Source organism: Stieleria maiorica (genome assembly GCF_008035925.1).
Taxonomy (GTDB): domain Bacteria; phylum Planctomycetota; class Planctomycetia; order Pirellulales; family Pirellulaceae; genus Stieleria; species Stieleria maiorica.
In genome coordinates this window covers 3,468,354-3,485,867 of the sequence record NZ_CP036264.1, presented here as the reverse complement: position 1 = coordinate 3,485,867, position 17,514 = coordinate 3,468,354, and the positions used below count along the sequence as shown (strand labels likewise).

Below are 17,514 nucleotides of genomic sequence, written 5' to 3'. Positions count from 1 at the left end.
TCTAATTGATCTGAACCGAGCCGCCCTTGATACGGTTGGCACCGGACGAACGACTGGACACGTAGGCGCCGCGTATCAACACCTTTCCGGATCGTGTGAGCGTGATACTGGCTTTTCCACATTGAAGGACGATTTCTCGATCGGCCGAGAGCACAAGCCGCTGGTGATCAACATCCGCGACGACGGTCGACGCATCATGCGTGACTTCTTGTGGCGGTTGAATCACTCCCATAATGATCGGTCGGCTCAGATCTCCAGACTCAAACATCAATACAACGTCGCGTCCGACGTCGTTGGCAGTGATCTGGGCGGTGGATCTCGCGATACTTCCCTGCTCGCTCGGATTGCCTGGAAAATCGACCCGCGGAGTGCCGTCGTCATGCAATCGTGCCAGACGCCCGACAACAACCGAAGCCTGCGGCATCGCCCTTAGAGATTGCCGCGTCGCCGTTGGGCCTTGATCCATTTTCGGCTCACGATCGTCTTCGGAATTCAGCCGTCGCGAACGAGCGGGGGTTGACTGTAGCATGGCTTAGTTCTGCAGAATTTTCTTGCCTTTGAGGACCATGTTCTTGCTGGCTTTGCCGGTGATTTTCCCCGAGCCGTTGATCGTGATGTCTTTGCCGGAGATCGAAATCGTACCATCTTTCTTCATCGTGATGGATGCTTTGCCGGTGGTGATCGTGATCTGGTCGCCGGCGTTGATCGTCAAATTTTTGGCGACCGTCAGCGAGTCATTGGCACCGACGTCGTGGCTGCGATCCTTGCCGACCGAGACGGTTTCTCCTTTGCCGACGGTTTCGGCGCGATCGCCGCCGACGGAAATCGTTTCGTTCTTGCCGACGGATTCGGTCCGATTTTCGCCGATCGTGATGGTTTCGTTTTTGCCGACGTCTTCGGTGCGATCTTTGCCGATCGAGATGGTTTCGTTGACGCCGACGCTTTCGGTACGGTTGTTTTTGATCGTGATGGTTTCGTCGTTGTCGACCGTTTCGGTCCGGTCGTGTTTGACGTGCACCGTTTCGTCGTTGTCGATCGTCTTGCTGCGGTCATGTCCGACCCAATGCGTTTCGTCGTTTTCGACTTCGATGTCCTGGTTCTTTTCGGCGTGGATCCAAACCTGTTCTTCGCCCTTGAGGTCTTCGAATCGGATCGCGTTGGCGTTGTCCTTCCCGCCGCCCTTGCTGCTGCGTGACAGATAGCCGCTTTGGGTCTTGTTGGCCGGCAGATCCCAGGGCGGCATGTTTTGCGCATGGTAGACGCGACCGGTGATCAACGGTCGATCCGGATCGCCTTCGAGAAAACTGACGACGACTTCTTGATCGATCCGTGGAATATCGATGCCGCCGAAACCGGATCCCGCATGGACCTGCGAGACACGGATCCAGCAACTGCTCTTGTCGTCTTTTTCGCCGTAGCGATCCCAGTGAAATTGGCATTTCACGCGGCCGTACTCGTCGGGATAAATTTCCTCGCCGGCCGGGCCGGTGACGATCGCGGTTTGCACGCCGCTGATGATCGGCTTGGCCGTGGTGCGTGTGGTGCGGAACACGCGTGAAGCGGGGATGCAGGTGATCGAATTGCGATACATCAACCCTTCGCCCCCGCCTCCGGTCTCATAGGCCAGCGGTTCGCTGCCGGAGTGCTGGATCGCGGTGATCACGGCTTCGGCGCCTTGCTGGCTGCTGTCGCGGTGTTGATCGACGGTGAACCGACCACCGGTTTGAAACGTCTTGCACAAACTGGTCGCCGAAACGATGTCGTGGCGCGTTTCCTCGGCTTCGATTCGCAACCGTGTTTCGCCGCCACCGATACTCTTGTCGGGATACTCGCCGGGGTAATCGTAGATCTCGTAATCACTGACATCGGGCAGGTCGACAACGGTCCCGGTATCGGTGCCAAGATCGTCGCTGGGCGTTTTGAAATTGTAGTCCCGCTGCGCCCATTTGCCCGGCACGAACAGGAACTTGCGTTCCCAACTGGTCAGGTGATCGTCGATCGCCCGCGACCCGATGTCGTCGGGAAAGTCGACGTTGGCTTCGGGCAGCGTGTAGTAGCCGTCCTTGTGGTCGGTGATCACCATCTGGTGGGCACCGTCGGAGTGTTTGAAGTAGTAGAAGATGCCTTCTTGCTCCATCAGCCGTGACAAGAAGTTGAAATCGGTTTCGCGATACTGGACGCAGTATTCCCAGTCTTTGTGATCCAGTTGCAGATCAGGCTGGTAATCGGCAAACCCGTATTCGCCCAAGACGGCATCGATGATGTCGGGGACCTTGGTGTCCTGAAAAATCTTGCAGTCGCTGGTCTGGGACAGAAACCACAACCAGGGCACGACTTCGACGCGATAATTGCGCCGATCCTGGCCGTCGACGTCGCCGCAGGAAAGGCTTTTGACATAGCCGTGCCAATGGCGTCGCGAGTTGTCGGCCAGTTCGATGCTCCAGCCGATCGGCGTGCCGACGATGTCCTGCGGTTTGATGCCGGGATCGTCGCTGATCAGTTCCAAGTGGTAATGGAACAACCGGCCCATTTCTTCATTGCCGGTGAAAGAGATCAGAAACAGCACATCGTCGCCGAGAACCGTGGTCAAATTCAGGAGCCGGTTTTGCTGTTGAAGTGCCATTGCTCGGCCAGGAAAGGTGGTGTGTGCGGTGCGGCCGCTGCCCGACATAGATTATCGAATCTCCGAGCGTTGCACGCTACCGCTGAACACCAGCAATACGCATTGTCCAACAAAAACGGTCCGATCGCCTGAGCGGGCGACCGGACCGATTGCGGATTGACGTTTCGTGCGGCCGATCAGCTTTCGCCTTCTTCGACCTTCCAGCTGTACTCGATGTTGCCCTTCTTCTTGCCCTTGGAATCGTTCTCGGTGTAGGTCACCTTGATTTCTTCGAAGTTCAGTGAGAAGTCTTCGGTCGGAACCGACTCGCTTTGACCGGCACCGCCGATGCTGTAGCTGGTCACCAGCACGTTCTTCAGTTCATAACGGTAGTAGGTCACACGGCCGGCGTCGGTGTACGAGGCGGTGACGTCGATTTCGACCTTCGGATAGACTTTGCCCTTGCACACCGATTCGGCAATCTTGGGACTCGATTTGTCCAGTTCCTTGGCGCAGGAGATGTCTTCCAGGATGACGTCACCGCGTCGACGCGTCGATCCGGTGGCCGAACCGCCGGGCTGGTGAACCGCTTGGCTGAACGACAGCAGGTCGCTCCATCCCTTGTGATCCTTGTCTTTGCATTCGCCGTCGACGCCATCGAATTTAATGTAAGCAGCCATTTCGTTCTTTAATGTGGGGGAAAGTCAGTGGAAAGTGGTGATTCATCGTCACGGCGAAGTGCCCCGCCGCAATGCACACTAGCGTTCTCGCGTCATCGGTCGATTTGTTGCGGCGAGAATTCGAAAAAAACACAAAACCTGTTCTTGCCCGCTGATTCCCCGCTCTTTCGGTGGTCGTCTGAACAGGTCGCGTCAGGACGGATTCAGTTGTGCCAGGCAATCTTTGTTGACCAGAACCAACAATTGCGGTGGATCGGGACACTCGGCCCAAAGTAGATCGAATCCGTCGACCAGATTGTCCAGATACACGTCGTCCGAATCGACGATCAAACGCGTGACTTCGGCCGCATCCGCGCTGCACAGCATCCACTGGGGGTTGGCACGCGCATGCGTCGCGCCTCGGCCTTGAGCGGCCAAGCCCAACACCCGCAGGACCAGCGCATCGTCGCCTTGGGTGACCCAGCCGACGGTTCCAAGCTCGCCGTCGATCGGCCATTGGCTTAGTGGCTGCTCCATCGGCTTCAGTGAAACCGACAACCGTTGCTGAATCTCTCCGTGGAGATGCCGGGCGACGAACAGGGTTGCCGGCGGATCTTCGGCAGGCGGTGCAACATCGTTTGTGGCGTCCGGCGATTGGCAAGCCGGTGGAATCAGCCGGAACACGCGCGTGGAATCGGATCGTTCGATGCTTGCCAAGGCCGATCGATGTGCTGCCAACCCGTCGGCTTGTTCGCTCGGATGGGCTCGCAGTAACGTCGCTTTGTCGGTCGAGCGAACGATCTGCCACCGCGGCGGTCGGGCGTCGGGGGATTTCCCCACACCGGCCTTTGCAGCGGGTGATTTCTTCGGTCGCGAAACGCCTCCGGTCGAAGCCGGCTTTGGGGCGTCCATTTCAACGACGAATCGCATCTGCCCGGCTTCAATCCGGTCGCCGCTGGACAGCGTGGTCTGTGTGACCGGTGTACCGTTGCAGCAGGTCGATTCCGCCAGCGCGGTCAACGTGCAACGATGGAAATCGCACTTCAGTTGGAATTGTTGGGGCATCATCCCGGAGTGCGGAAACGCCACTTCAGCCGACTCATCGCCGCCGACAACCACCGACTGTCCCGGGATCAACCAAAACCGACGGCCGTGATTGATCTCCGAGGTGACTCGCACGACGACTCGCATCAGTTCCAAATCGCCTCAAACGGCATGCGTTCCAGTTCCTCGGGCAGGTAGGGCCGTAGCGCCTTTGCCGACCCACGCCACAGAATCGTCATGCGTCCGGTGTCCGGGTAGATCACGATCGTGTGGATCACCGCCTGGGTGTCGTTCAGTTTTCCCTGTCGGCCATCGGTTCGCAACGTCGGAACCTCGTCGGGCAACGTGAATCCCCACTGGTGCAGCGACGGATGGATGTTTCGCAACGCCACCTGCTCTCCGCCGGTCAGGTGAGGCAGTTGCAGCGGTAGCGGGGCGCCGTTGAGTCCCGCGATAAAGGTCGACGGATTGCCGCGAAAGTCTTCATGCCAAATCTCCGCCGGCACATAATTCGCCTCGATTTCAATCACCGAGGCGATTTCCGGATCAAACCAGGGCACGAATCCCATCAAGGCATTGCGGGGGAACATCCCATAGTCGACCCAGTCGGTCGCGGCCGGCAGCGGCATCCGCGGCCACTGGTCGATGTCGCCGTAGGTCAGCGTCTCGGGAGTCAACAGTTGGGAGGGGGCTTCCAGATTGGGAAGCGGAATCGGCTGGAACGTCGCGGGGTCCAGTTCCATCAAGTACCCCATCCCGCCGGCGTTGCGTGGATACCGGAACGGGCTGGCCGCTTCGAGATCGATCTCTTGGCCGCGGTATTGATCGGCAAGTTCCAAGAACGGATTGCCATACTTTGCCTCTGAGAGCGTGTCCACACCGCCGTAGGCGTGGGAGAAGCACAGCGGAACCTTTTCGACGGGCTGGGGAGGTGAAAATTGCAATCGGTTTGTTGTCGTCCGATCGGCCATGCGGTCACCGCTGACATGAATCATCATCCGATGCGCGTCGACATCGACGCCGGCCAGAAACGCGGTGCGGCCGTCGCCATAGGCGTGGCCTTTGACGATCACATCCGTTTTCTCTTTGTGCGGATGAAGATCGCTGTCGCGCTCCATCAATGCGGGATGATCTGCGTTAGCCAGGGCTTCGCCGCACAACGGTTCCTGTTCTTCATCGACGTACCAGTGGCCGTCGACCCAGCGATACGTCCGCTTGGCCAAGACCGAAAGGATGAAATCTCCGTTGGACGTTCGCCCGGAAACCTGGGTCGCCAGCGGCAGCTGGTCCGTCGCCGCGGCATCTTGTGTCGTGTTCTGGCTCATTCGTAGGGTCCGGGATTATCGGGTCCGCAGACGCCGCCGTCGTCGGGCGGGTAAGACGCATTCGGCCCGTCGTCGCCCGCCCCACCGGCATCGGGACCGGGTGTTCCGGCATCGGGACCGGGTGGACCGGCATCCGGTGCGGGCGGGCCGGCGTCCGGTGCGGGAGTTCCCGCGTCGGGCGTCGAACTGGACGGTGGTGAAGAGGGATGTTCGGGGACGCTCGGTTCGTTGACGTAGTCCGCGGCGCCTTGGGCCATCGACGTGGTAACGTTCCCGACACCGACCTCGTCGACCAACGTCGGACCGCCGATGGTCGCGTTGTCGGCGCCCATCGGTCCGCCGGTGAACCAGCCGGTGATGTTGCCGGCCAGCTCGCTGGTGATACTGGGAACGGCGTTGCGTCCGGTTTGAACGCGAGCGTTGTGCGCGTCGGCAAATTCACGGGCCACGCGATTGATGTCACGGCCCTTGATGTTTCGTCCGGACGAACGCAAGAACGCTTTGGCCGCCGCTTTGGACAACAGCTGTGGGCCGAAGCGATAGGTCAGGTAGGCGATCTGCATTTCGAATCGCGCCGCGATCAGCCCCCCGGCTTTGCCGCCGGCCCACTGCAACAGCGACTGCAACCCGAAATCGAGCAACATGTGCACGGAGCCGTAGATCATGTCGGCCAACGACATCGCGACCATGTGCGTGTTGAGCGCCAGCACCATCCCCGTCGGCGTGGGCACCGGCGTGCCGCAGTTCAGGTTCATGTTGACCATCAGCGACATGGCGACACAGATCGGTTTGCCTTCGGCCGGATAGCGTGCCACCCCGAAATAGGACTTGGACGAACTGAGCGGAATTTCGATGGCCAACAGAACGCTGGGCGGACCGATGTGCGGGATCAAGAACCCGATGTCGGTACCTTGCTGCATCGACATCCCGTACCCCATGCTCAGGTGGGTCGGCGCGTACGAGGCGATCATGCTGGTCCCGATCAGCACCATGCCCGTGCGGTAGGGGACCGGCGAGGGTGCCGGCGAGGGCGATCCGGGCGGCCAAGGGATATGGAAGTCAATGCCCATCATCGGATGCCAGTGTTTCATCACGGCGTGCATTGATCTGCTCCCAAGAAAAACGGTGTCATCGCCATCTGATTGATTCCACGATTAGGTTTGCGGTTGTCGCAATCGAAGTGCGCAGCTGCGTTTTTGCATGGGGTAAAAACGATAGCGAAACGGGTATCTCCAGCCGATAAAGACGCGTTTGGATTCACATTCGATTCCGATCTGATCGATCTTCAGCGGCGCCACGATTTGTTCCTCATCGAATTGCAGCACGACTTCCAGATCGGCATTTGGGATCGCAAACGCAAGCGATCCGTGCGGGAACACGCCGTCGACGATGACGTGTTGACCGGGCTGGACCGAGTCGACGATCAAATGGGGGAACGCGCTGTTGAACAGCCTGGGGTCCAACTTCTTCATCTCGCCGGTGACTTCGTCGATCACCATGAACTTCTTCAACTTGGGGCCGAATGCCATCGGGACGGTGCCGGTGGCGACGGGCTCGCCCTGGTCGTCCCACTGGGAAATCGGATTGGCGGGGTCTTCCAAATTGGGCAGCGGCGATCCGGCGGCGCTTTCACGCGACAGGTAGTACCCGCGGCCGGCGGGATTGTCGGCGTAAGGGATGTCCAATTCGTCCCAGACATCGCTTCCGCCGTAGGCATGACTCAATTCCAGCGGCATGGACCGAAACGGTTGTGGCTGGCCGGGGACCAGATCGCCGTCGCGTTCGACCCAGACGCGGTCGCCGAAAACCGAGACCGCCGATTGGAACGAGTCGCCGACGCGAACGACCACCTGTCCGCGCGTCGGGTCATCGCGAAACGGGCACGCCTGGCCGAACACCAACACATCGACACCGCCACGGTAGAACACTTCGTCGCTATCCATCGGCCCGCCATGGGGACCTTCCCAGGGTTCGGCGGAAACAATCCAGGGCTGTTCCTGTGACAGCACCAGCCCACGGTCGGTCAGATCGTACGTGACGCGGCAAGTCACCGACGCACAGAACCGGTCTTCGTCGATTGCGCCGCGAAACAGCAGAGCCGGAAACGGAGTTGTGTTTTCTAATTCCATCGGACGGACTAACAGTTCACTCGTACACGTTCGCCGTTCAGCCGAACATCATCGTTGGCTTTGACGTTGACATCGCCGAGTTCCGATTCGATGGATTGGCTGCGACCGACCGAATGCATTTCGCCGCCGCTTTTTAAACTCAAGTCTCCATCGGTCGACAAAGCCATCGAATCACGAGCATGGATCGAGACCTTGCCGGCATCAAACGCGAGCGGGCCGTCGACCGAAACCTGCAGCCCGGCGCCGTTGAGCATCAGGACCGGCCCGGATTCGGTGATCTGAATTTCCAGCCGACATTTGCCGTCGACGGACATCAGGTGCACGGACTGTCGCTGGCCATCATCCTGTAATCGAAGCGACTGGCCGTGCCGCAGCGGGACGATGGTCGCATCGGCATGCGGGGTGTTGCTGGAGGGCGTTTGTGTCATCAAATGCGGTGCCTGTGTTTTGTTTGCTACGAATTGACTTTGACGACGCCGCCGACGATGTTGACCGTTCCGGCGCCGGCGATGTCGACCATCGGGCCGGAAATCTTGATCCCGCTGTTGCTGATTTCGACGACGGATCCGCCGACGGACAACTTGATCATCGTTCCGGCGTTGATTTCCAGTGTGGTGCCCACGTCCAGCGTGTCGCTGCTGGCGACGGTCGTGCTTCGACTGGACCCGGTGTTGTCTTCCTGTGATCCGGTCACGTTCAGTGTCCGATTACCGCCGACGGTGACGTCGCGATTGGAACTGACACTGAGTGTGGAATTAGCGCCGATCGAGACGTCTTGATTGGCACCGACATTCACGGTGCGATCGGCCCCGACGTTGATTTCCTGGTTACTGCCGATGCTGACCGCTTCGTCGACCGAAACGTCCCGCGTGCGATTGTTCAGGACGTGTTCGCGGAGATCGTTTTCGATGGTCGAATCTTTATCGAATTGCCCGTGTTCGCGGATCAGTTCGTTGCCTTTGGTGTCGTCCATGACGTACTCATTGTAGCCGCCACCGCCTTTGGTGCTGTTGGACTTGATGCCGCTGATGTTCTTGGAGTCCGGCAGCCCGTAGGGCGGCATGTTTTGTGCGTGATAGACGCGCCCGGTCACCAGCGGCCGATCGGGGTCGCCTTCAAGGAAACTGACGACCACCTCTTCGTCGATGCGGGGGATGCTGATTCCGCCGAACCCGGAACCGGCGTGGACCTGGGACACCCGGATCCAACAACTGCTCTTGTCGTCTTTTTCGCCGTAACGGTCCCAATGAAACTGACATTTCACGCGGCCGAATTCATCGGGATAGATTTCTTCACCGGGCGGGCCGGTAACGATCGCCGTCTGGACGCCGCTGATGATCGGCTTGGCCGTGCTGCGTCGCGTTCGAAACACGCGTGAGGAGGGCAAACAGGTGATGGAGTTGCGGTATGCCAACCCGGCGTCCTCACCGGTCTCGTATCCCATCGGTTCGCTGGCGCTGTGTTGGATCGCCGTGATCACGACCTCGGCGCCCTCTTCGTCACTGTCGCGATGCTGATCGACGGTGAACCGCCCACCGGCCTGAAACGTTTTGCACAAACTGGTCGCCGCGACGATATCGTGGCGCGTTTCTTCGGCCTCGATCCGCAGCCGCGTTTCGTCGCCGCCGACAGTCTTGTCGCCGTATTCGCCGGGATAGTCGTACATTTCGTAGTTGCTGATTTCGGGCAGGTCGACGACCGTCCCCGTGTCGGTGCCCAGGTCGTCGCTGGGCGTTTTGAAGTTGTAATCGCGTTGGGCCCATTTGCCCGGCACGAATTCGAACTTGCGTTCCCAGCTGGTCAGGTGGTCGTCAATCGCCCGCGAACCGATGTCGTCGGGAAAATCGACGTTTGACTCTGGCAGCGTGTAATAGCCGTCTTTGTGATCGGTGATCACCATCTGGTGAGCACCTTCGGAGTGTTGGAAGTAATAGAAGATGCCTTCTTGTTCCATCAGCCGTGACAAGAAGTTGAAGTCCGTTTCACGGTACTGGACGCAATACTCCCATTCCTTGTGCTCGAGCAGAAAGTCGGATTTGTAGTCGGCAAATCCGTAGTCACCCAGGACTTCGTCGATGATGTCGGGCACCTTGGTGTCTTGAAAGATTTTGCAGTCACTGGTTTGGGTCAGGAACCACAGCCAGGGCACGACTTCGACGCGGTAGTTGCGCCGACCTTCACGATCGACGTCACCGCGGGCCAGACTTTTCACATGGCCGTGCCAGTGGCGGCGCGAGTTGTCGGCCAACTCGATGCTCCAGCCGATCGGGGTGCCGACGATATCTTGTGGCTTGATGCCCGGATCGTCACTGATCAATTCCAGTTGATAGTGAAACAGCCGCCCCATTTCTTCGTTGCCGGTCATTGACGTGAGCAGGAGCACATCGTCGCCGAGAACCGTGTTGAGATTCAAGAGTCGGTTTTGCTGTTGAAGTGCCATTGCTCGATCAGAAGAGGGTGGGGTGGGGGAACATCATGTTGTCTCGGCCGACCATCCGCCTGTCAGGGTCGAATCCTGTCAGAGTCGATTTTACCTGCCAATGCAAACCGGTCCGTTCGCCACCGCGGCAAACGGACCGAGCGCCCGATGTGGGGAGTCCAGCGGCGGATCAACTTTCGCCTTCTTCGACCTTCCAGCTGTACTCGATGTTGCCCTTCTTTTTGCCCTTGGAATCGTTCTCGGTGTACGTCACCTTGATCTCTTCGAAGTTCAACGAGAAGTCTTCGGTCGGGACCGATTCGCTTTGCCCGGCACCGCCGATGTTATAGCTGGTCACGAGCACGTTGGTCAGTTCATAGCGATAGTAGGTCACACGACCGGCATCGGTGTACGAGGCGGTGACGTCGATTTCGACCTTCGGATAGACCTTGCCCTTGCACACCGATTCGGCGATTTTGGGACTCGATTTATCCAATTCCTTGGTGCAGGAGAGGTCTTCCATGATGACGTCGCCACGACGCCGCGTCGCACCGGTGGCCGAGCCGCCGGGTTGATGGACCGCTTGGCTGAACGACAGCAAGTCGCTCCATCCCTTGTGGTCCTTGTCTTTGCATTCGCCATCGACGCCATCAAACTTGATGTAAGCAGCCATTGTAGGTTCCTTGGGGTGAGGAAGGACGGAAACCGTGAGTAATTTGCTTGGGCGATTTGGTTCGCCCCGATGCACACTCACGTTCTCGTACCCGCGTCGCGTTTGTTGCTAGAAACCGAATTGAAAATGTGGAAAATCCGATCCGCGCGCGTGCCGGGTCGGGGGCGGGCGATCGGCGCAGATCCGCCTCCCGCGGCGGCCGTTATTCGGTTTCGGCTTGATCCAGGCTCAGAGAAAGCGGCTTCGACTTGCCCGGCGTGGTGTCGATTTCCAGGTCTTTCCAGGTCAATTCCACGCTAGTATTTTGCTTCGTGCCCTTGAATTTCAGTTCGTATTTCCCTTCCGGCAAGGGGCCGAAATCGAAGCCTTTGTCTTGGCCGAGGATCGTTTTTTCCTTGCTGGTGACCGGGGCCGGGGCGGGGCTCAGAAACAGTGTCCCGTTCATTCCGGCGCGGGTGTTGATGACGCCATGCAGTCGCCCCATGGCGACTTTCGGTTGGTCCGGTTTTCCGTCGCCGGGCGTGGCGGCCGGTGCGGGTTTCTTCGCGATGGTGATCGGGTACAGATTCGTGCTCTCGTTGCCGGCCGCATCGGTGGCTTGAACGACGACGTTGTAATCACCGGCGACTTGAAACTTGAAAATGCTCTTGGCCGCCGGCAGAACCGCAGGGGAAACGGGCGGGTCGAAGGCGTGAAAATCGGTTTTGGTGTTCGCCTTGCTGTCCAGCGTCGTGTCGAGCCCGATATCGATTCTGGAGATCCCGGCCGCCTTTGCCCCCAAGTCGCTGGCGGTGACTGAAAACTCCAGCGTCGACGCTTCGTAATACGGGCCACGCTGCCGTGGGCTGATCGAAATCAGGTTTTTGTCCGGAGCGGTCGAATCCAACACCGCGGTGATCAACGCGTTCTCCTGTTCGATGCCGTCCAGTTTCAGCGTGGCGTCGATCGGGATCCGCTCGTCGCGGTATCGCCCCTGGCTGAGTTCGACCTGGATGTCACTGACCTGGGTGGTCAGGGTCATCTCGCCTTGATCGGACAACGGTGTCGCAGTCGTTTGAATGAATCGGTCGGTTTTGTAACGGGTGAAGCGGCGGCCTTCGACATCCAGCGAGACCTCCGGGTCGCTGGTCCGGGTCAGAAAACCAAAGTCCGCTTTGATGGTCGCGATCAATTGGTCGCCGTCCCCTTTGAAATAAACTTCGTCTTCAGGCCAATAGTATGACGTGGTCGGTTGTTCGGTGCTTCCCTGCGGTCGCCGGGTCAAGGCGATCGAGCCGAAACGGATTTCGTTTTTTAACTTGGCCGCACCGATGGCCCCCGGTTGATGTTGGACGACATGCTGAATCGCCCGCGGCCATCCATCGACATCCAAACGGCACCACGACTCTCGGTTGCGGCGGACGACGGGGACGCGAAAGAACGCTTGCGATCGACCGGCTTGGGGATTGAGGTCCACGAACAAGCTTCGCGGGGGCACGCCGGTTTCGGCGGCAAAGTCCGACCACTGGTCGTCTTGAACCCAGCGGACGTTGACCGGGACCTTTTCCAATTCGGGTAAGGCGTCGCGACGCGCGTCGCCGTCGATGTCAAATTCCAGCTCCACATTCACTTCGACTTCGCCGTCGTTGTAACTGACCTTGGTGGTGACGTAATCACTCGGCGCCCAGGGTTTGGCGACCAGGCAAATGATCTGGTCCTTTTCCGGCATCACGTTGTCATTCGCGTCGACCAACCGACAGACCAACGCCATACCGTGGCTGATGTCCGTCGGCGTGGCATCGGCGGCAGCCGCCGGTGGCGGTGCGGCCGCGGCGGAGTCGGACGATGAAGCGGGGGATTGAAAACGCAGCGGCACACGGCCCTGGTCGGCGGGAATCGACACCGTCGCGGGGCCATTGAGGATCTGGTTGGGCAGCAAGAACTTTTCCAGGATTCGCCCCTTTTCGTCCAAAATCCCACCGGCCGGGTTGGAGTAAAGGTTGGCGGCAAAATCCGGCCAGTAGGCGGCCACATCATCGGGCATCGGCTTGGGCAGCTTGATCAACCAGACCTTGGCCAGACAGGCCTTGCCGGATTCATTGAACGCTTCGAATCGAAACGGCGTCTTGCGTCCATTGAAGGTCCGCAACCACAGCCCGCCCGGCAGGCTGCCTTCGTCACTGAGCACCTCTCGGGAACAACCGATTCCCGGCGGCGACGACGCGACCAACCTTAGTCGATTCTCTCGTGGCAATTCGATCGGCAAGGAATGGATCCCGACAACGCCGTCGATTTCGTCGGACACGCGGTCGGCACGAATCTGCAAACGGAGCTGCAACTCATCGCCGCGTCGGGCCAAGTCCGCGGGCCGGATCTCCAGCGACAGGTCGCGCGACGAATCGGCGTCGACGGTCACCGCCACCGGAGCACCGGGACGAGTGGGGACCAAGCCCGGCGAAGTCCACTCGACCCGGGCGCGCGGCGGGCCAAAATCCCCCGAGGACGAACGCAATTCGGCACTGACCAACAACCGGACCGGGCGGTCGCGGCCGGGATCGATTCGCAGCGTCAGCTTGCCGATGTCCTGCATCGTTTCCAATCGCACGACCGCCGATTCCCCCAGCTTTTGCCCGCTGTCGTCCAAGATCACGACGCTGGGATTTCGAACGACCGGCTTCGGGGTGATGGCATGGATGATCGGTCGCCCGCCAGACACGAGATTAACGCGCGGGTCGATTCGCAATGAAGCGGAAAACCGCTCGGCGAACGCCGCCTGCTGGTCATTGCCCTGCTGCAGTGCGACTTTCCAGTCGGTGTTGCCGACAGGATTGCCGTCGTCCTCGCGTGGTGTTTCGAATCGCGCCAGTTCCGACCGGTATTTGGCGATCGCGTCGCGGGTCCGCTGCGGCGGCGTGGGCATTGCGAAGGCGACGTTGCCCAGATCGACCTCTCGATCCTCCGTGTCGGTCGCGTCGACCCGTGCTTTCATCAGCGCCGATTCCAGCCGTCGCCGTTGGTCGCCGCTGGGAAGCGGGCTCCGCAGCCAAGCCCAAGCAATGCGATTGAGTTCCCAGGTGCGGGGCGGATCATCCAGGGCAAACCCGGCGAGCACTTGATTGACGGCACCCTCGACATTGCGGTCGAACACGTTGATCGCACTGTGCAGTCGCGACAGTTGGCGGTCAAGCGTCCCCTGGTCGGGAGTCTCGGCCCCGGCGCCTTCGGCGAGGGAACGCTCGGCCTGGAGCACCGCGTCACTGATCCCCTGGTCCGGAATCGGCGCGCCGCCGAGCGCGGCCTGACGCTGGAATTCCAGCCACGACCAAAGTCTCGATCGCGCCACCGCGACAGCGTGTTGCAATGCATCGGCGGTGCGAAGTCGCCGATCCGGACGAACGCCCTGCCGCGCCGCCTGATGGTCTAAAACGATTCGCCTGAGACGGCTGACGATGTCGTCGGAAATCGTGTCGGCCGGTGCCCCGCCGGGGGCCTGCCCTTTGACGATTCGCTGCAGCGTTAGCAAATCCGTGGCGACCTGGCGCGGCGTTTGGGTCGGCGATGCCGGGTCGAAATCTTTGACTTGACCGGCGAGCACCAAGACCAGCAATCGCCGCCACAGGTGGGGCGCCAGCGCGATCGCGCTGACGTCCTGTTCTTCGCCCGAGCCGGCCAGGGGGATCGATTCGAATTGGTCGCGGATGTCCCAAAACGTCAAGCCTGCGGCCGGCCTGTCGGCGGTCGGGCTGTCGCTGCCTGAGGGCGGCGTCGCGTCGGTTGGCGCGGCGGCAGACGGCGGCGCGGCGGCGGGATCGGTGGGCGTCGGTGCGGTGTCGGCCTGATCGTCGCGAGTGCCTGCCGCGGGCGTGCCCGCCGCGGGCGCAGGTGGCGGCGCCGCTTCGCCCGACGGCGCCTGCAACACGACCGGGGTGATCGCAGGGGTCGGTGGTCGCGACTGGGAAATTTTGTCGGCAAGATCGTCGGCCAGTTCGCCGGAGTCTTCCGGCGTGCCCGCTTCCCCTTCGCTCGTTTGGTCCGCCGTCGCCGGATTTACACGGGCGATCCAGACATCCAAGTCGCCACTGGACAACGCGTTCGAATCGACTCGCCCGATGCCCCCCCGCAGCAGCATCACGCGCGGGCTGTCCGTTTCGTTATTCCGCGGCATTCGCTGGTAGCGATCGGAGATGAACGCACACAACTCGTCCAGCTCGATCTTCCGATCCGCGTTCAGGTCCGCGCCGCCTTGAATCCCGTCCAGCAGCGTCTGGGTGGACAGTGGCAGGTGCGTGTTCGGATCCCAACCCACGTTCTGCATCGGTCCACGCGTCACCAGCACCCACACGCGGTCGGCCGCGGGTCCGTTCAATTGTTTGATCGTTTCGTCAAGCTGGGCAAAGACCTCATCATTCCACTGGCCCAGCGAAGGTTGGGCGGCCAAGGGTTCGGCGTCGATCACGACCAACCGTGTGCCGCGGAACGATTTCGGTGTTTCGTTCGCCAGCGGCTCAAGAATCTCGGTCAGCGGCAACAGCCCTTGTGGCGTCTGGGGCGACGCACCGATCGCCAGGTCGCTGCACGCCAGGGCGGGGCGATCCTGTTGGTCCCGCATCAGATAGCCCCGCAAGATCACCATGACGGTGTCGTCGGGGTCGCTCAGGTACTTTGAAACAATTTCGGTCTGCTGAAAACTGCTGCGAATCACTTCGCAATTGCCGCGCAAATCTTCGGCCTGCAACTGCGACTTCAACGCCTGGCGCGCGCCGGCGCCGAACATCGGTGGTGTGACGACGTCGGTGTCGTAGTCGTTGGAAACCAGAACCGTGATCAATTGCCGACTCGGCCCCGGCATCAACATGTACAGGAACAGTAACGTCAGCGCGATCGCGACGAGCGTCAGCAGCGTCTTGATCGTTTTTCGTTTCCCGGCTTGACCGCTTCCGGCACGCCGCCACGATTGACGCTCGCCGTATTTGCCTGAGGTGCTCATCTTATTGCGATCCAACGGAAGAAGTCTGATCCCTATGGGAAAAGTTTACCTAGTGGGAACGATACCCGACACCTGCTAGAGTATCAGAGCACAGTGGATCTGAGCACAGTGAATCTGAGCACAGTGGAATTGATGGCAACGGTGCGATTACTGATGGCAGATTACAGACGCCCCCGGTGAGGAGAACACTACAGCGATGCACAACGAGAGTGTTGCTTGGTTAGAGGGGATGTTTTTACGGCCCCATCACATGCAGGCCGCCGAACGAAGTATCGACGAGAATGCGAGACAGCATGTTGCGCTCGATCACGGATACAACTATGGCCTTCGGCAGATCAGTTTCAGCCGCGAAGCGATCGCCAACGGTCAGTTCGAATTGAGCGAATGTCAGGCGCGACTGCGCGACGGCACGGTGATTTGGATCGATTCGGCGCAACAACCCGACCGAGTGGATTTGGGTAAAACAGGTGGATCGGTCAAGCGAAGTTTGTCCGACGCGTTCGATCAGGTCGAATCGATCGATGTGTTCTTGGCCGTCCCCAAACTTCGACTCGGACGCCCCAACACCTTGCCCGAGCGAGGCGGACAGCATCGCTTTGTCGGACTTCCCGGCACGGTCGCCGATGAAAACGCGGGCGGAAACGAGCAAGAGATTTCGCTGCGGACGTTGAATGTTCAGATTCTGTTAGGAACGGACAACCTGGCCGGCTATGAAACGCTGCCGATCGCTCGGATCAAACGCTCCGGTGCCGCCGAGGCCGCGCCGGAATTGGACAGCGACTACATTCCGCCGGTGCTGGGCTGTGATGCCTGGCCGGAATTGGCGCGGGACTATGTCCGCGCCGCCTACGACATCATCGGTCAAAAGATCGAGGTGCTCAGTTCACAGGTCATCACCCGCGGGATCATGCAGGGGGCGCCTGAGGCCGGCGACATGAACCGGTTGCTGATGTTGACCGCGCTCAACGCCGGCTACGGATCGCTGCGGTCGTTGGCATTTGCCCGGGGGGTGCATCCGCACGTCGCGTACACCGACCTGTGTCGGATCGTCGGATCGCTTTCCATCTTTCGCTCCGACCGTCGCCCGGGTGAGATCCCGATGTACGACCACGACGACCTGGCGCGAATCTTCCGCTGGGTCCTGGAGGAGATTCGCACACTGATCACCGAAGTCCAGGAATACAAGTTCGAGCGACGCGACTTCATCGGCGCCGGCAAGGGGCAGGAAGTTTCGCTGGACCAGAAATGGATGAGCAAGGGCTGGGAATGGTACATTGGAGTTCAGTACGAGCAGATCACGGCGGCCCAGTGTCGTGAATTGCTGGAGATCGGTCGGTTGGATTGGAAGTTGGGCAAAAGCGAGAAGGTCGATTTCATGTTCCGTTTTCGGCAAGACGGACTGAAAATCACCGAAACGAAAGCCCCGCGGGCGCTTCCACAAGGCGACAACTGGCTGTTTTACAGCGTCAACAAAAGCGGGCCGGCGTGGGAAGATCTGCGCTCGGACGACTCACCGCGGTTGGGCGTCCGTTTCAAGGAGGCGTTGATCGCAAATTTGGCAACGTTGCAGGGAAAGAAGGAGCTGCAGATCAAGGATCAAGGCGTCGACGCCACGCTTAAGCTAAGTTTGTTCGCCGTCCCCACCGCCGAAGACTGATACCCCGATTCGCCGCAGCTTGCGCGCCCCACTTTCGCCT

12 protein-coding genes are annotated in these 17,514 nt (G+C 60.0%); 1 reads left to right on the top strand and 11 read right to left on the bottom strand.

From position 1 onward, the window contains the following. Position 1: 1 nt before the first annotated feature. The 11 genes from Mal15_RS12035 to Mal15_RS34030 form a co-directional block, all read right to left on the bottom strand. The gene (locus Mal15_RS12035) at positions 2 to 529 is read right to left on the bottom strand and encodes a DUF6484 domain-containing protein (protein WP_199773852.1); all 528 of its coding nucleotides are present in this window, start codon (positions 527 to 529) and stop codon (positions 2 to 4) included. A gap of 3 nt (positions 530 to 532) precedes the next feature. After that, a complete protein-coding gene (locus Mal15_RS12030; protein ID WP_147867985.1) occupies positions 533 to 2,623 on the bottom strand; it encodes a type VI secretion system Vgr family protein in 2,091 nt (696 codons plus the stop codon). Positions 2,624 to 2,799: 176 nt separating this feature from the next. Continuing rightward, positions 2,800 to 3,282 (bottom strand): Hcp family type VI secretion system effector, encoded by a 483-nt coding sequence (locus Mal15_RS12025; protein ID WP_147867984.1) that lies wholly within the window; start codon positions 3,280 to 3,282, stop codon positions 2,800 to 2,802. Positions 3,283 to 3,474: 192 nt separating this feature from the next. Beyond that, on the bottom strand, positions 3,475 to 4,452 hold the full coding sequence (locus Mal15_RS12020; protein ID WP_147867983.1) for an FHA domain-containing protein: 978 nt from the start codon (positions 4,450 to 4,452) through the stop codon (positions 3,475 to 3,477). After that, positions 4,452 to 5,630, bottom strand: a complete 1,179-nt coding sequence (locus Mal15_RS12015) for a DUF2169 domain-containing protein (RefSeq protein ID WP_147867982.1) — start codon at positions 5,628 to 5,630, stop codon at positions 4,452 to 4,454. The genes Mal15_RS12020 and Mal15_RS12015 overlap by 1 nt, the downstream gene beginning before the upstream one ends. Continuing rightward, positions 5,627 to 6,733, bottom strand: coding sequence for a hypothetical protein (locus Mal15_RS12010; protein ID WP_147867981.1), 1,107 nt, complete (start codon positions 6,731 to 6,733; stop codon positions 5,627 to 5,629). Before Mal15_RS12010 ends, Mal15_RS12015 begins: the two co-directional genes overlap by 4 nt. 51 nt (positions 6,734 to 6,784) lie before the next feature. Then, positions 6,785 to 7,759: a DUF2169 family type VI secretion system accessory protein gene (locus Mal15_RS12005; protein WP_147867980.1), complete on the bottom strand. Its 975-nt coding sequence runs from the start codon at positions 7,757 to 7,759 to the stop codon at positions 6,785 to 6,787. Positions 7,760 to 7,767: 8 nt separating this feature from the next. Further along, on the bottom strand, positions 7,768 to 8,187 hold the full coding sequence (locus Mal15_RS12000) for a hypothetical protein (RefSeq protein ID WP_147867979.1): 420 nt from the start codon (positions 8,185 to 8,187) through the stop codon (positions 7,768 to 7,770). A 26-nt stretch (positions 8,188 to 8,213) separates the two neighbouring features. Beyond that, a complete protein-coding gene (locus Mal15_RS11995) occupies positions 8,214 to 10,199 on the bottom strand; it encodes a type VI secretion system Vgr family protein (RefSeq protein ID WP_147867978.1) in 1,986 nt (661 codons plus the stop codon). 169 nt (positions 10,200 to 10,368) lie between these two features. Continuing rightward, positions 10,369 to 10,851 (bottom strand): Hcp family type VI secretion system effector, encoded by a 483-nt coding sequence (locus Mal15_RS11990; protein WP_147867977.1) that lies wholly within the window; start codon positions 10,849 to 10,851, stop codon positions 10,369 to 10,371. A 202-nt stretch (positions 10,852 to 11,053) separates the two neighbouring features. Continuing rightward, positions 11,054 to 15,817: a hypothetical protein gene (locus tag Mal15_RS34030; RefSeq protein WP_167546755.1), complete on the bottom strand. Its 4,764-nt coding sequence runs from the start codon at positions 15,815 to 15,817 to the stop codon at positions 11,054 to 11,056. Positions 15,818 to 16,013: 196 nt separating this feature from the next. Between Mal15_RS34030 and tssK the strand changes: the two genes are divergently transcribed. Further along, entirely contained in the window at positions 16,014 to 17,474 is a 1,461-nt protein-coding gene (tssK, locus tag Mal15_RS11980) for a type VI secretion system baseplate subunit TssK (RefSeq protein ID WP_147867976.1), read from the top strand. The last annotated feature ends 40 nt before the right edge of the window (positions 17,475 to 17,514 follow it).

Bases quoted from the DNA above. Each gene is read 5' to 3' on its own strand.
- Mal15_RS12015 (WP_147867982.1), bottom strand. From the start codon at position 5,630: ATGAGCCAGAACACGACACAAGATGCCGCGGCGACGGACCAGCTGCCG.
- Mal15_RS12020 (WP_147867983.1), bottom strand. From the start codon at position 4,452: ATGCGAGTCGTCGTGCGAGTCACCTCGGAGATCAATCACGGCCGTCGG.
- tssK (WP_147867976.1), top strand. From the start codon at position 16,014: ATGCACAACGAGAGTGTTGCTTGGTTAGAGGGGATGTTTTTACGGCCC.
- Mal15_RS11995 (WP_147867978.1), bottom strand. From the start codon at position 10,199: ATGGCACTTCAACAGCAAAACCGACTCTTGAATCTCAACACGGTTCTC.
- Mal15_RS12010 (WP_147867981.1), bottom strand. From the start codon at position 6,733: ATGCACGCCGTGATGAAACACTGGCATCCGATGATGGGCATTGACTTC.
- Mal15_RS12035 (WP_199773852.1), bottom strand. From the start codon at position 529: ATGCTACAGTCAACCCCCGCTCGTTCGCGACGGCTGAATTCCGAAGAC.
- Mal15_RS12000 (WP_147867979.1), bottom strand. From the start codon at position 8,187: ATGACACAAACGCCCTCCAGCAACACCCCGCATGCCGATGCGACCATC.
- Mal15_RS34030 (WP_167546755.1), bottom strand. From the start codon at position 15,817: ATGAGCACCTCAGGCAAATACGGCGAGCGTCAATCGTGGCGGCGTGCC.
- Mal15_RS12030 (WP_147867985.1), bottom strand. From the start codon at position 2,623: ATGGCACTTCAACAGCAAAACCGGCTCCTGAATTTGACCACGGTTCTC.
- Mal15_RS11990 (WP_147867977.1), bottom strand. From the start codon at position 10,851: ATGGCTGCTTACATCAAGTTTGATGGCGTCGATGGCGAATGCAAAGAC.
- Mal15_RS12025 (WP_147867984.1), bottom strand. From the start codon at position 3,282: ATGGCTGCTTACATTAAATTCGATGGCGTCGACGGCGAATGCAAAGAC.
- Mal15_RS12005 (WP_147867980.1), bottom strand. From the start codon at position 7,759: ATGGAATTAGAAAACACAACTCCGTTTCCGGCTCTGCTGTTTCGCGGC.